This window comes from Rothia sp. BD8 (assembly GCF_044878465.1).
GTDB lineage: Bacteria > Actinomycetota > Actinomycetes > Actinomycetales > Micrococcaceae > Rothia > Rothia kristinae.
Window position 1 is genome coordinate 141,384 of sequence record NZ_JANJES010000005.1, and the last position, 13,654, is coordinate 155,037.

At 73.4% G+C, this 13,654-nt stretch carries 12 protein-coding genes; 10 read left to right on the plus strand and 2 right to left on the minus strand.

Features of this window, described 5'->3' with window-relative positions:
- Nucleotides 1-59 precede the first annotated feature (59 nt).
- From NQ707_RS06000 to NQ707_RS06015, 4 genes are all read left to right on the plus strand, one after another.
- Nucleotides 60-374 (plus strand): acylphosphatase, encoded by a 315-nt coding sequence (locus NQ707_RS06000; RefSeq protein ID WP_260006861.1) that lies wholly within the window; start codon nt 60-62, stop codon nt 372-374.
- Nucleotides 371-1,351, plus strand: a complete 981-nt coding sequence (locus NQ707_RS06005) for a cation diffusion facilitator family transporter (RefSeq protein WP_196826081.1) — start codon at nt 371-373, stop codon at nt 1,349-1,351. Before NQ707_RS06000 ends, NQ707_RS06005 begins: the two co-directional genes overlap by 4 nt.
- Nucleotides 1,348-2,175 carry a spermidine synthase gene (locus tag NQ707_RS06010; protein WP_133566248.1) on the plus strand — a complete coding sequence of 276 codons (828 nt, stop codon included), beginning with the start codon at nt 1,348-1,350 and terminating at the stop codon, nt 2,173-2,175. Before NQ707_RS06005 ends, NQ707_RS06010 begins: the two co-directional genes overlap by 4 nt.
- Before the next feature lie 61 nt (nt 2,176-2,236).
- On the plus strand, nt 2,237-3,073 hold the full coding sequence (locus NQ707_RS06015; protein WP_404435080.1) for a di- and tripeptidase: 837 nt from the start codon (nt 2,237-2,239) through the stop codon (nt 3,071-3,073).
- Between the two features lie 148 nt (nt 3,074-3,221).
- Here NQ707_RS06015 and purB read toward each other — a convergent pair whose 3' ends face one another.
- Nucleotides 3,222-4,685, minus strand: a complete 1,464-nt coding sequence (gene purB / locus NQ707_RS06020) for an adenylosuccinate lyase (RefSeq protein ID WP_224799622.1) — start codon at nt 4,683-4,685, stop codon at nt 3,222-3,224.
- Between the two features lie 287 nt (nt 4,686-4,972).
- On the opposite strand from purB, the gene NQ707_RS06025 reads away from it, so the two are divergent.
- The 6 genes from NQ707_RS06025 (at nt 4,973) to NQ707_RS06050 (ending at nt 12,539) form a co-directional block, all read left to right on the plus strand.
- The gene (locus tag NQ707_RS06025; RefSeq protein WP_058731823.1) at nt 4,973-5,506 is read left to right on the plus strand and encodes a hypothetical protein; all 534 of its coding nucleotides are present in this window, start codon (nt 4,973-4,975) and stop codon (nt 5,504-5,506) included.
- Nucleotides 5,503-7,305 (plus strand): hypothetical protein, encoded by a 1,803-nt coding sequence (locus NQ707_RS06030; RefSeq protein ID WP_404435082.1) that lies wholly within the window; start codon nt 5,503-5,505, stop codon nt 7,303-7,305. Before NQ707_RS06025 ends, NQ707_RS06030 begins: the two co-directional genes overlap by 4 nt.
- A 42-nt stretch (nt 7,306-7,347) precedes the next feature.
- Entirely contained in the window at nt 7,348-8,514 is a 1,167-nt protein-coding gene (locus NQ707_RS06035) for a histidinol-phosphate transaminase (RefSeq protein ID WP_061225367.1), read from the plus strand.
- A 140-nt stretch (nt 8,515-8,654) separates the two neighbouring features.
- Entirely contained in the window at nt 8,655-9,806 is a 1,152-nt protein-coding gene (pdhA, locus tag NQ707_RS06040; RefSeq protein WP_058731825.1) for a pyruvate dehydrogenase (acetyl-transferring) E1 component subunit alpha, read from the plus strand.
- 151 nt (nt 9,807-9,957) lie between these two features.
- A complete protein-coding gene (locus NQ707_RS06045; RefSeq protein ID WP_058731827.1) occupies nt 9,958-10,929 on the plus strand; it encodes an alpha-ketoacid dehydrogenase subunit beta in 972 nt (323 codons plus the stop codon).
- Nucleotides 10,930-10,997: 68 nt separating this feature from the next.
- Nucleotides 10,998-12,539 carry a dihydrolipoamide acetyltransferase family protein gene (locus NQ707_RS06050; RefSeq protein ID WP_404435084.1) on the plus strand — a complete coding sequence of 514 codons (1,542 nt, stop codon included), beginning with the start codon at nt 10,998-11,000 and terminating at the stop codon, nt 12,537-12,539.
- A gap of 166 nt (nt 12,540-12,705) precedes the next feature.
- Here NQ707_RS06050 and NQ707_RS06055 read toward each other — a convergent pair whose 3' ends face one another.
- The gene (locus tag NQ707_RS06055; protein ID WP_404435086.1) at nt 12,706-13,638 is read right to left on the minus strand and encodes a hypothetical protein; all 933 of its coding nucleotides are present in this window, start codon (nt 13,636-13,638) and stop codon (nt 12,706-12,708) included.
- Between the last annotated feature and the right edge of the window lie 16 nt (nt 13,639-13,654).

Here is a 13,654-nt window from a genome sequence, read left to right on the forward strand (position 1 = left end):
CTCTGGGGACCGCGCCGCGGCCCCGCCGACCCGACCGCCCGAGACGCGAGGAGCACATCATGGCCTTCCGGCAGCGCAAGCACGACGACGAGCGCCCCGTCCCCGAGGCGCGGCTGGAGGCCACCGTCTCCGGGCGCGTGCAGGGCGTGGGGTTCCGCTGGTGGACCCGCGGGATCGCCGTGGACCACGGCCTCACCGGCTACGCCGAGAACCTGCCCGACGGGGACGTGCAGGTGGTCGCCGAAGGCACCCGCGACGGGGTGGAGGCGCTGTACGCGCAGCTGACCTCCGGGGACACCGCCGGGCACGTCAGCGACGTCCGGCACCGCTACACGAGCGCGACCGGCGAGTTCGAGGACTTCGGCACCCGGTGAGCCGGAACCACGATCACGGGGACGGCGGACACACCCCGGAGGAGCACCCCCACGGCCATGACGCCGGGGGACACGGGCACAGCCACGGCGTGGGGGCGGGTCGGCGTCGGCTGAGCATCGCCCTGGGCATCGGGCTGGTGCTGTTCGTCGCCCAGCTCATCGGATCCATCATCACCGGGTCCCTGGCGCTGCTTTTCGACACCGCCCACGTGCTCACCGACGCCGCCGGGCTGGCCATGGCTTTGGGGGCGGCGGTGCTCGCCCAGCGCCCGGCCACCGCCCACCACACCTGGGGGCTCAAGCGCGCGGAGATCCTCGCGGCCACCGTGCAGGCCGCGGTGCTGCTGGGCGTCGGGGTGTTCGTGGTCATCGAGGCGGTGCAGCGCTTCGTGCACCCGGAGCCGGTGGCCGCCCCGGAGATGATCCTGTTCGGGGTCATCGGTCTCGTAGGCAACGTCGCCGCGCTGCTCGTGCTCACCGGCGGCCAGCAGAGCCTCAACCTGCGGGCGGCCTTCCTGGAGGTGGTCAACGACGCCCTCGGCTCCGTCGCGGTGATCCTCTCCGCCCTGATCATCACCTGGACCGGGTGGGTGCAGGCCGACGGCGTCGTCGCCCTGCTGATCGGACTGCTGATCATCCCGCGGGCCCTGAAGATCCTCGCCGAGGCCGTGGGGGTGCTGCTGGAGCGCACCCCGCCGGGCCTGGACCTGGATCGGGTGCGTCAGCACATCGAGGCCCAGCCGCACGTGGTGCGGGTGCACGACCTGCACGCCGGACGCATCTCCACGGACCTGCCGTTCCTCACCGCGCACGTGGTGCTGGAGGATGAGTGCTTCGAGGACGGGCACTCCGCGCAGCTGCTGTGCACCCTGCAGGAGTGCATAGCGGAGCACTTCGACGTCTCCATCGCCCACTCCACGATCCAGCTGGAGCCGGCCCGCCACGCCGCCCACGAGGCTCAGGACTTCACCGTATGAGCGTCGGCGATGCCGGGGAGGGCCCGCAGGCCTCGGTGCAGCTGTCCTTCTCCGGGGCCGCCGCCAGGGTGCGCCCCGACGGGTGGGGTGAGGGCGGCGTCGTCCTGGAGATCGACGGCGCCGAGCAGTCCCACGTGATCCCGGCCCACCCGGAGCGGATCCGCTACGAGTACCTGCGGCGCATCGCCCACCTCGGGGATCTGATCGGGGAGCCGGGGGAGCCGATCGCGGCGGCGCACCTGGGGGCGGGGGCCCTGACCCTGCCGCGATACGTGCAGGCCACCCGGCCCGGGTCGGCGCAGGTCGCGGTGGAGATCGAACGCGAGCTGCCCGGCTTCATCACCCGGCACCTGCCGCTGCCGCCCGGCACGGATCTGCGGGTGGTCATCGACGACGCCCGCGCGGCTCTGCCCGGGCTGCGCTCGGCCGCCGGCATGGGGTCGGCGCAGGGATTCGACCTGGTGGTCGTGGACATCTTCGCCGGGGCGGACTCCCCGGCGCACCTGGCCTGCCGGGACTTCTACGCCGAGGCCCTGGCGCAGCTGGGCTCGCGGGGGATCCTCGCCGTGAACGTGGGGGATGACCCGCCCCTGGACTTCTTCGTCGCACAGGCCGCCGCGCTGGATGCGGCCGCCGCCGACGCCGGGCTGCCCGGCCCCTGGACCCTCGCCGATGCCGGGATGCTCACCGGGCGCAGGCCCGGGAACCTGATCCTGGCCGCCGGGCCGGGGTTGGGCGAGGAGCACCGGTCTCGACTGGAGGCGGCCGGACCGCATCCGGCGGCCGTGCTGGATCCGGTGCGCACCCGGGCCTTCCGCCCCTGAGCCGCGCGTGCGGCCCGTGATCGCGCGGGCCGAGGGGCGTCTGACGTGGTTCAATGAGCCCATGGCACCGAATCTCTCCGAGTCCGCCCTGAAGAACGCCTTCGACGACGAGGGCAAGCCCAAGCCCGCCCTGAACAAGGCCCTGGACTCCGTGCTGCGGATCCAGCGGCCCCTGGTGGTCGGGTCCATCAAGCGGATGCGCAAGAAGCACCCGAAGGACACCCCCGAGCAGATCCTGAAACGCATCGAGAAGATCTACCTGCGCGACGTCACCGTCGGCGGCGGGGCGATCGGCGCCTCCGCTTTCGTGCCCGGGATCGGCACCGCGACGTCGCTGGGCCTGTCCTTCGTCGCCATCGGCGGGTACCTGGAGCGCACCGCGATCTACTGCCAGTCCGTCGCGGAGCTCAACGGGGTCCACGTGCAGGACCCGGAGAAGGCCCGCACCATGGTCATGGCGCTGATGCTGGGTGAGGACGGCAACGTGCTGATGTCCCAGATCCTCGGGCAGGCCGGCAAGGGCCGGGGCCTGTCCAGCAAGTGGGGTCAGATGATGGGCAAGGACGAGTCCAAGGGCTTCTCCGTGTCCAAGACGATCCGCACCATGTTCGTCAAGCGCTTCATGGCCCGCCAGTCCGGTGCGATGCTCGGGCGCGCCCTGCCCTTCGGCCTGGGGGCCGTGGTGGGCGGCGGGGCCAACCTGGCGCTGGGCCGGAAGGTCATCTCCTCGACCCACGAGGCCTTCGGCGAGGCCCCGGCCCTGTTCCCGGACTCGCTGCAGCTGGACGGCGTGGCCCCCAAGTTCGAGGACCGGCGCGATGAGCGCCGGGCCAAGATCCTCTCCGGGGAGATCTGGCCCAAGAAGTCCGACCAGGCCGGGCCCGCCGCCGAGGACTGAGCCGACCGGGCCGAGTTGCTCGGATAGCGCCGCTCGGATAGCGCGACGGCCCCCGGGCCCCTTTCGACGAGGGGGTGCCCGGGGCCGTCGCGTGAATCGGGCCGGCGGGGCCCGCCCGCCGTCGCCCCGGCTGAGACCGGACCGGGGTTCAGTCCCGGGCCCAGTCCACCAGGGCGGCGGCGATGCCGTGGTAGGCGGCGGGGGTGAGCTCGGCCAGGCGGCCGGCGGCGGCGTCGGGCAGCCCCAGGCTCCCGACGAACTCCCGCAGCCGCTGCTGGTCCACCCGGTGCCCGCGGGTCAGCTCCTTGAGCCGCTCGTAGGGGCTGTCCAGGCCCGGCGCGCCGGCGATCGCCTCGGCGCGCATGACCATCTGGATGGCCTCGGCCAGCACCTCCCAGTTGTGCTCCAGGTCCTCGGCCAGCACCTCCTCGGCCACCGCGAGCTTGGCCAGCCCCTGGGCGACGTTGGAGATCGCCAGCAGCGAGTGGCCGAAGGCCGTGCCGATGTTGCGCTGCGTGGTGGAGTCCGTGAGGTCCCGCTGCCACCGCGAGGTGCTCAGCGTCGTCGCCAGGGTGTCCAGCAGGGAGGTGGACAGCTCCAGGTTGGCCTCGGCGTTCTCGAAGCGGATCGGGTTGATCTTGTGCGGCATCGTCGAGGACCCCGTGGCGCCCTCCACCGGGATCTGGCGGAAGTAGCCGATGGAGATGTAGGACCACACGTCGGTGCACAGGTTGTGCAGCACCCGGTTGAACTGGGCGATGCCGCCGTAGAGCTCGGCCTGCCAGTCGTGGGATTCGATCTGCGTGGTCAGCGGGTTCCAGGTCAGCCCCAGTCCCTCGACGAAGGTGCGGGAGACCTCCTGCCAGTCCGCCCCCGGCACGGCGACGATGTGCGCGGCGTAGGTGCCGGTGGCTCCGTTGATCTTCCCGAGGATCTCCTGCTCGGTGACCCGCTTCAGCTGCCGCCGCAGCCGGAAGGCCAGCACGGCCAGCTCCTTGCCCAGCGTGGTGGGGGTGGCCGGCTGCCCGTGGGTGCGCGAGAGCATCGGGATCTCGCGGGTCTGCTCCGCCATCGCGAGGAGCTGATCCACGAGGTCGCGTGCGGCGGGCAGCCACACCTGCTCGACGGCGTCGCGGATGCCCACCGCCCACGCGAGGTTGTTGATGTCCTCGGAGGTGCACCCGAAGTGCACCAGCGGGGTCAGTCGCTCCAGACCCAGGGCCTCGAGGCGGCGTCCGATGTAGTACTCCACGGCCTTGACGTCGTGCACCGTGACGGCCTCGATCTCGGCGAGCTCGGCGACGGCGTCGGCGTCGAAGTCCGTCACCAGGGACCGCAGGCCGGCCTGCCGCTCGGCGTTCAGCGGCTCGAGCCCGGGCAGCACACGGTGTTCGCACAGGTGGATGAACCACTCCACCTCCACGTGCACGCGGTTGCGGTTCAGGGCCGCCTCGGAGAGGTGCTCGGTCAGGGGCGCGCTCTGGCGCCGGTATCGGCCGTCCAGGGGCCCCAGGGCCGGGGCGGGGGACTGGGCGGCGAGGCTGAGGCGGCCGTCGGGCAGGCGGGGGTCGGCGTGCTCGGACGGGGAGCCGGAAGGGGTCGGTGAGGCCATGCGGTCATTCTCGCACGGCCTCCCCGCGCCCCGGGGATCCGCGACGCCGGTGCTGCGGGAATCCTCGGCGGGAATCCACAGCCGGCTCCTTCCGCGGGTGAAGCGGGCCCGCCGTCCACAGGACCCCCGGGATCCCGCGGGAGGGGCGATTCGGGCCCGGGCGGTCCGGCGCAGGATGGGCGGGACGCCGGTCGCACCGCACGGACGGCGGCTGGCCCCCGATGGGGTTCGAGCCGCCGCCGGCTGCGGGACGGCCGATCACTGGGCACCTGAGGAGGGCGGCGGAGATGGACATGATGGACACGCTGGGGCTGGTGGCCCCCGGAGCGCTGACCGGGGCCGGGGCGGCCGCGCAGGAGCGGCTGCGCGCCCTGGCCGAGCAGGCCCGCACCTGCTCCCGGCAGATCCACGGCGCCGGTGAGCAGGCGGCCGGGGCCACCCGGATTGAGTGGGAATCGGAGGCGGCGCAGCTGTTCCGCACCGGGATGTCCCGGCACGGGAGCCAGGTGGTGCTGGCCCGGGACCAGCTGGAGCAGGCGGCCGTGGAGCTGGAGCTGGCCGGGGAGCAGATCCGGGCGCACCTGGAGGGCCTGGCCACGGCGATGGCCGCGGCCCGGGACCGCCTGGGGCAGGCCCTGCACCGGGAGACCCAGCGGCTGCTGGACGGGGTCCAGGATCTGGCCGGGGACACCGTGGAGGCTGGGCGGCGGGCCCTGGAGTCCGTGGAGGTCTGCGGGGCCCGGGCCGCCGCCGAGGCGCTGGGCGGGGATCCGCTGGCCGCCGGGGTGCGCAGCGCCCTGGCCCAGGCGGGGGTGCGGTGATGGGCGGGGTGTTCTCCCGGCTGGGGGAGTATGAGACGTTCCTGGGCGCCCCGGCGCAGGAGACCGGAGCTCTGCAGCACGATCTGGGCGCCGTCCCGGAGGGAGGGGCGCTGCTGCAGACCTCCGTCCGGCAGCAGCGGATCGACACCGAGGAGGTGTCTCGGGCCTCCCTGCTGCTGGGTGCGGCCGGTGTGGAGTACGGGGCCACCCAGCTGGAGGCGCTGCCGGTGCAGACGGAGACGGCCCTGGCCTGGTCCCACCTGTCCGTGCATGCCGCGCGCGCCGCGGACCTGCTGCTGCAGGCGCAGTCCACGATGCTGGAGCTGACGACGGACGCCGCGGACTACGCCGCCAAGCTGCAGGCTGCGGCCCTGTCCTACGAGCACGCGGAGCAGATCGCGGGGGCCCTGGTGGGCGTCTTCGACTCCTTCTACAGCGGGGCCGTGCGTCAGATCTTCACCTCCGCGTTCACCACGGTGCGCAGCCTGCCGTTGGTGCTGACCCCGCAGGGGGCCGCGGGTGCGGCCGGAGGGCTGGGGACGATGGCGCTGGTGGGGGTCGCGCTGGTGGGCGGATTCGGTGCGGATGCGCACCTGCGGGGCCGACGGGCCGCGGCCTCCTCCCTGCTGCGCGGGGGCTCCCAGGGGAAGCTGGAGGCCACCCTGCACGGGGCCCGGGGGATGAAGCAGGCGGAGCGGGCCGCCGGGATCGGCCTGGGGCGGGTCACGGGGTTCCGGGAGGCCGGAAGGAGCAGCGGCACCGTGCAGCGCGGCGGCGTCGGCGGGATCATGGCGCGGATCAACGCGGCGGGAAGTACGGACGTCCGGCTCGACGCCGAGCACGGGGCCCAGGAGGAGACCGCCCTGGGGCACGTGGACGTGCAGGTGGTGACCCGGCCCGACGGCACCCGGGCCTACACGGTCTCGATCCCCGGCTCCGATTTCGACAACCTGTGGGCGGAGAACGAACCCAACGGCACCTTCTCCGCCCTGGACCTGGCCTCCGCGGACGGGACCGCGAGCCTCGCCCAGTCCCCAGTGCTGATGCAGATGGTGGATCAGGCCCTGCGGGAGGCCGGGGCCTCCGCCTCCGACGAGGTGCTGCTCACCGGATTCAGCCAGGGCGGCATGACCGCGCAGGCGCTGGCCGCCAACGGGGACTTCCGCAGCCGGTGGAAGGTGGCCGGGGTCCTGTCGATGGGGGCGCCGACCTCCGCCTACGGCGGGATCCCCGATGACATCCCGGTGCTCAGCGTCGAGGACGTCAACGACGTCGTGCCCGCCGTCCTGGCCGGGGACAGCCGCCCGGCCAACGCCCAGACGCAGGAGGTGCACGTGAACATGGGTGAGGAGGAGTACGGCATCGGCCTGTTCGGCACGCACAACGGCGCTGGTTATGAGCACATGGCTCCCGCGGTGGCCCAGCAGCTGGGCCGCACCGGGGAGGGGCGGGAGTATCTGGCGATGCTGGATCGGATGATGCCGGAGGGAGCGGCGGTGAGCACCGTGACCTACGAGGCCGGCGCGGAGTACTACAACGCCGACCCCGACGATCCCCGCCGCCCCATCGCTCCGGTGAATCCGGCGTCGGTGGGCACCGCGAAGGAGGCGCTCGCCGCGGGGAAGGAGCTGGCCGGCGAGGCGGGGAAGGCGGCGGTGGGCGGGCTCACCCGGATGCCGGAGATCCGGATGCCCGAGCCGTGCCCCGCCCCGCAGATCCCGCAGGGCGGGGAGTTCCCGGGGACCATCCGCCCGCCGCGCCTGCCCGGGCATCCGATGCCCTCCCCGGTGCTGCAGTGAGGCCCGGCACACCGGGGAGGGGTAGCGGCTACAGTGGTGTCCATGAGTCCCGAGAACTCCTCCGAGCCCCCCGCCCGCGACGCCGCCGGGCACCGCGGCATCACCCCGCGCCCCGTGTTCGACCAGCTGCCGGCCTACGCCGCCGGGAAGCCGCCGAAGGTCGTGGAGGGGCTCCGACAGTTCAAGCTGTCCTCCAACGAGAACCCGCTGGGACCGGTGCCGGCCGTCGCGGAGGTCATCGACGCCTTCCGGGACACCCACCTGTACCCGGATCCGCTGTCCACCCGGCTGCGCGAGGCCCTGGCGGGGCACCTGGAGGTTCCCGCGGAGGACATCGTCACCGGGGCGGGCAGCCTCGGGGCGCTGACCCAGATCCTCGCGGCCTTCGCCGGGCAGAACCCGGACGGGGTCCAGGACGAGGTCGTCTACCCGTGGCGCTCCTTCGAGGCCTACCCGATCGTGGTGGGCCTGGCCGGGGCCCGCTCGGTGCAGGTGCCGCTGACCGAGGACGGGGGCAACGACCTCGAGGCCATGGCCGCGGCGATCACCGAGCGCACCACCGTGGTGCTGCTGTGCTCCCCCAACAACCCGACCGGCCCGGCCCTGACCCGCGACGCCGTGGAGGCGTTCCTGAAGAAGGTCCCGGAGCACGTCGTCGTCGTGCTGGATGAGGCGTACTACGAGTTCTGCCGCCTCTCCGAGCTGACCGAGCGGGAGCGGGCCGAGGGCGGCCTGGCCGAGGGGGTGTCCCTGTACCGGGAGCACCCCAACCTGGTGGTGCTGCGGACCTTCTCCAAGGCGGCCGGGCTGGCCGGGCTGCGCGTCGGGTACTCGATCGCCCACCCGGAGATCACCCGCAGCCTGCGCGTGTCCGCCACGCCCTTCGCGGTGAGCACCCTGGCTGAGTCCGCCGCGGTCGCCGCGATCGCCCACCAGGAGGAGGTCGATGAGCAGGTCCGGTGGATCGTGGCCGAGCGGGAGCGCATCGTCGCGGCGCTGCGCTCGGACGGCTGGGAGGTCCCGACGACGCGGGCGAACTTCGTGTGGCTGCCGCTGGGGGAGCGCTCCGCGGCCTTCGCGCAGCTGGCCGAAGAGCACGCCCTGTCCGTGCGGGCCTTCCACCCGGAGGGGGTGCGCGTGAGCGTCGGCCCGCGCGAGGCCAATGACCGCTTCCTGGAGATCTGCCGGCACTTCCGGGAGCGCGTCTGAGGAAGCCGTCGCGAGGCCCGGGGCGGGTAGGCTGGGGACAGGGCGGCCGGAGGCCGCCGCGGTGCGCCCGGGGCTCATCCCGGCCCGCTCCACGGCCCCTCTTCGCGACGCCGCCCATCCACCCCAGCCACGGAGGATCCATGGTCACCTCGCCGGAGGCGTCCGCCGCCCACCCGGGCGCCGTCGCAGGAGCCCTGCCGCTGGTCCGCATCCTGGACCAGGACGGGCGCCGCACCGCAGACCCGCGCTTCGACCCGTACCTGCGGGAGCTGTCCCGGCAGCACCTGGAGGAGGCCTACCGGCAGATGCTCGCCGTGCGCCGCTTCGACGACGAGGCCACCGCCCTGCAGCGGCAGGGCAAGCTGGCGCTGTGGGTCCCCTCCAAGGGGCAGGAGGCCGCGCAGATCGGCTCCGGGATGGCGATGCGCCCCACGGATTACGTCTTCCCGTCCTATCGCGAGCACGCCCTGGCGATGCACCGCGGCGTGGACCTCGCCCAGCTGCTCACGATCTTCCGCGGGGTCTCCGGCCACGGCTGGATCCCGCAGGAGCACCGCTTCCACCTGTACTCCTTCGTCCTGGCCTCCCAGATCCCGCATGCCGTGGGGTACGCCATGGGGCAGAAGCTGGACGGCGCCCGGGACGAGGCGACCGTCGTGTACTTCGGGGACGGCTCCTCCACCGAGGGGGAGGCGCACGAGTCCATGGTCTTCGCCGCCTCCTACGACGCCCCGGTGCTCTTCTTCGTGCAGAACAACCGCTGGGCGATCTCCGTGCCGTTCGCCACCCAGTCCCGCGTCCCCCTGGCCGAGCGGGCCGCCGGCTACGGCTTCGAGGGGATCCGGGTGGACGGCAACGACCTCCTCGGCGTCTATGCGGTGACCGCCTACGCCCTGGAGAAGATCCGGCGCGGGCAGGGGCCGGTGCTCATCGAGGCGGAGACCTACCGGCTCGGCGCGCACACCACCGCCGATGACCCCACCAAGTACCGCACCCGCGAGGAGGAGCAGGAGTGGGGGGCCAAGGATCCGCTGGTGCGCCTGGAGCGGCACCTGCGCGCCGAAGGGACGCCCGAGGAGTTCTTCGAGCAGGCCGAGGCGCAGGCCAGGGAGGGCGCCCGATCCATCCGGGAGGCCGCCCTGGCGGTGCCGGCCCCCGGGCTGGAGGAGTTCTTCGACCGGGTCTACGCCGAGCCGAACAGCCTCACGGCCGCGGAGAAGGCGTGGTTCCGGGAGTATGAGGCGGGCTTCGCCGATGCGGCGGCCGACGGCGAGCACGAGGAGGAGCGCTGAGATGATGGCACCCCGCGAATCAGCCGGGTCCGGCACCGGACCCGAGACGACGCCGACCGACCGCGTTCCGGAGCCCGAGGCCCCGGGCGCCGGCATCCCGGAGACGGAGATCCGCCGCTCCGCGACCGCCCACGACGAGCCGCGCCCCGAGGTGCAGACCCTGCCGATGGCGAAGGCCCTGAACCTGGCCATGGACGATGCCATGGCCGAGGACGAGAAGGTCCTGCTGATGGGCGAGGACATCGGGACCCTGGGCGGGGTCTTCCGGGTCACCCAGGGGCTGAAGCAGACCTACGGGGCCCACCGGGTCATGGACACCCCGCTCGGGGAGGCCGGGATCGTGGGCACCGCGATCGGCCTGGCCCTGCGCGGGTACCGGCCGGTGTGCGAGATCCAGTTCGACGGCTTCGTGTTCCCGGCCTTCAACCAGATCACCTCGCAGCTGGCGAAGATCCGGGCTCGCTCGGGCGGGCACCTGAGCCTGCCCGTCGTCGTGCGGATCCCCGACGGAGGGAACATCGGCTCGATCGAGCACCACTCGGAGTCCCCGGAGGCGCTGTTCGCCCACACCGCGGGGCTGCGGGTGATGACCCCCTCCACCCCGCAGGACGCCTACTCGATGCTGCGCGAGGCGATCTCCTCGGATGACCCGGTGATCTTCCTGGAGCCCAAGCGCCGCTACTGGCTCAAGGGCGAGGTGGACCGGCGGATCACCGCGGACACCCAGCGGGCGCAGATCGTGCGCGAGGGCCGCGACCTGACCCTGGCCGCCTACGGCCCGCTGGTGCCGGTGGCGCTGGCGGCCGCCCAGGCCGCACAGGAGGACGGGCGCAGCATCGAGGTCCTGGACCTGCGCAGCATCTCCCCCCTGGACGTCGACGCCGTGGCGGCCTCCGTGCACAAGACGGGTCGGCTGGTCATCGCCCACGAGGCGCCGAGCTTCGGCGGGATCGGCGGGGAGCTGGCCGCGCAGATCGCGCAGCGCTGCTTCTACGCCCTGGAGGCGCCCGTGCTGCGCGTGGGCGGGTACCACATGCCCTACCCGGTGGCCGCGGTGGAGGGGGACTACCTCCCGGACATCGACCGCCTGCTGGAGGCCTTCGACCGTTCCTTCGCGTACTGAAGTTCCCTGGCCCCCGCGCCGCGCGCGGTGGTCGCGACGCCGGCTTGCTGCCGGCACAGGAGTGAGCCATGACTGACATCTTCACCCTCCCGGACGTCGGGGAGGGACTGACCGAGGCGGAGATCCTCTCCTGGAAGGTCGCCCCCGGTCACACGGTGGAATCCAACCAGGTGATCGTGGAGATCGAGACCGCGAAGTCCGTGGTCGAGCTGCCCTCGCCCTTCGCGGGCACGGTGCGCCGGATCCTCGCCGAGGAGGGGCAGACCGTGGAGGTCGGCGCCCCGCTGATCGAGATCGCCGGGGCGGACGCTGCCGAGGACTCCGGGGACCCCGAGACCACCGGGACCGCCGGCCGGGAGGGCGGCTCGTCCTCCCGCGCCCCGGGCGGATCCCCCGCCGATTCCCCGGCCGGCTCCCCTGCCGGCTCCGAGGGCGGGGCGGCCCTGGTGGGCTCCGGGCCCAAGGCGGATCCCGTGCGCCGTCGGGCCCGGAAGCGCCCCAGCGGCGTCGTCGAGCCGTCCCCAGCGCCCCAGACCCCGCCGACCCCTCCGGCCGAGGAGCACCGGCGCGGGCCTCTGGCCGGGCTCAACTCCTTCAGCGCGGGGACCTTCGGGGCGAACCTCGCCGAGCGGGCCCGCGATGCCCTGAACCGGCTGCCGGGTCGCTCCCACGACGAGCCGATGCCCACCCCGGACGCCCACCAGCGGGTCCCGGGGGAGCCGCCGCGTCGTCCCACCCTCGCCAAGCCGCCGGTGCGCAAGGCCGCCAAGGACCTCGGCATCGACCTCGCCGATGTGCCGGGCACGGGAGCGCAGGGCCAGGTCACGCAGAAGGACCTGATCAACTACGCCGCGAACAGCCAGGATCTGGAGGCGGCCAAGCCCGAGCACTTTTGGATCCCGCAGGGCCGCGGCGGGGACCGGCTGGAGCGGGTGCCCGTCAAGGGCGTGCGGAAGGTGACGGCCAAGGCCATGGTCAAGTCCGCCTTCGAGGCCCCGCACGTGTCGATCTTCGTGGACGTGGACGCCTCCCGGACCATGGAGTTCGTCAAGCGGCTGAAGGCCTCCCCGAGCTTCGAGGGGGTGAAGGTCACGCCGCTGCTGATCCTGGCGAAGGCGATCATCTGGGCCACCGCGCGCAACCCGCAGGTGAACTCCTCCTGGACGGACTCGGAGATCCTCATCAAGCGGTACATCAACCTCGGCATCGCCGCGGCTACCCCGCGCGGGCTCATGGTCCCGAACATCAAGGACGCCCAGGAGCTGTCCCTGCGCGAGCTCGCGGTGGCGATCCAGGCGCTGACCAAGACGGCCCGCGAGGGCAAGACCCAGCCGGGGGATATGACCGGCGGGACGCTGACCATCACCAACATCGGCGCCCTGGGCATCGACACCGGAACCCCCATCATCAACCCCGGTGAGGCGGCGATCGTCGCCTTCGGGACCATCAAGCAGAAGCCGTGGGTGGTGGACGGGGAGGTCATCCCCCGCTGGGTGACCACCCTGGGCGGTTCCTTCGATCACCGGATCGTGGACGGGGACCTCTCCGCCCGGTTCATGGCCGACGTCGCCTCGGTGCTCGAGGAGCCGGCCCTGCTGCTGGATATGTGAGGATCCGGAGCCGTCGGACCATCCGAGCCCCCGCTCCGAGGCGGGGCTCGGGTGGGACGGCGGCTCCCGAGGAGGCGGAGGGACTCCTGGCCGGTGAGGACGACGTCCGAGATCCGCGACCGGCCGCGCCAGGCGGACGGTCGCCCCACGTCCCTGTCCGGGACGCTCAGAACGCCTGGAAGCCCCATCGGTCCGCGCGGCGGTGGTAGGCGGTGCCCCACCACCCGCCCAAGGTGGCCGCGGCCAGCGCGATCAGCGCGGTGCCGGCCACCGTCAGGCCCGTCCACCCGAGGTTCGCCCCGCCGTAGTCCTGGGCCGCGACCGGCATCGTCCCGCCGGCGGCCCCCAGACCCAGGGCCTGCACGACGATGCTGGACACCGCCGTGATCATCAGGAACCACAGGAACACCCCGACGCCCTGCTTGGCTCCGCCGAAGCGGGCCGCCCGGCCCGCGGCGTAGCCGCCGCCCAGATACCCCAGGAACACGGCCACCGCGTAGGCCAGCACCCACATCCCGGCATCCGCTTCCCCCGCGCCCAGACCGGACAGGGCCGCGCCGGAGGACTCCGGGGCGGGTCCGACGCCGAAGCGCGGCAGCGCCTGCTGCGCCAGCCACACCAGGAAGCCGGTCAGCGGCAGGGCCGCCAGCCAGCCGAGCAGCCCGGGCAGCAGCTGCACCCGCGCGTACTCCTCCTTCTGCCGGGCCACCACGACCGTGCGCAGCTGCTCCCCGGAGAGCACCCGGGCCGGCTCCTCCTCCCCGTAGGTCCCCGCGCCGCCGGGAGCGTGCGGGGACTCGAGCCAGGCCGTCGAGGCGTCGCGCCGCGATCCGGGGGCCCCGGGGGCATCCAGCACCCGGGTCGCGCTGGGATCCGCCGGGTGGGAGCCCGCACCCAGCACCCGCGTGGCGTCGGGATCCTCCAGCACCTGCGTGGCCTCCGGGTCCCCCTCGACGGCGGACAGGTGCCGCGGGGCGGCGCCCAGCACCTCGGTGGCCTCGGGATCCCGGATCACCTGCGTGGCCTGGGCATCCGGATCCCACCACCCGCCGTCCCGCGGGGAGCCGGGCTCCAGGGGGCGGGTGGCGCCGTCATCCACCCAGCCATCCCCGGCC

Excerpts from the sequence above, each read along its gene's own strand:
- pdhA (WP_058731825.1), top strand. The coding sequence starts at position 8,655 with ATGGTCACCTCGCCGGAGGCGTCCGCCGCCCACCCGGGCGCCGTCGCA.
- NQ707_RS06015 (WP_404435080.1), top strand. The coding sequence starts at position 2,237 with ATGGCACCGAATCTCTCCGAGTCCGCCCTGAAGAACGCCTTCGACGAC.
- NQ707_RS06050 (WP_404435084.1), top strand. The coding sequence starts at position 10,998 with ATGACTGACATCTTCACCCTCCCGGACGTCGGGGAGGGACTGACCGAG.
- NQ707_RS06000 (WP_260006861.1), top strand. The coding sequence starts at position 60 with ATGGCCTTCCGGCAGCGCAAGCACGACGACGAGCGCCCCGTCCCCGAG.
- NQ707_RS06035 (WP_061225367.1), top strand. The coding sequence starts at position 7,348 with ATGAGTCCCGAGAACTCCTCCGAGCCCCCCGCCCGCGACGCCGCCGGG.
- NQ707_RS06025 (WP_058731823.1), top strand. The coding sequence starts at position 4,973 with ATGGACATGATGGACACGCTGGGGCTGGTGGCCCCCGGAGCGCTGACC.
- NQ707_RS06010 (WP_133566248.1), top strand. The coding sequence starts at position 1,348 with ATGAGCGTCGGCGATGCCGGGGAGGGCCCGCAGGCCTCGGTGCAGCTG.
- purB (WP_224799622.1), bottom strand. The coding sequence starts at position 4,685 with ATGGCCTCACCGACCCCTTCCGGCTCCCCGTCCGAGCACGCCGACCCC.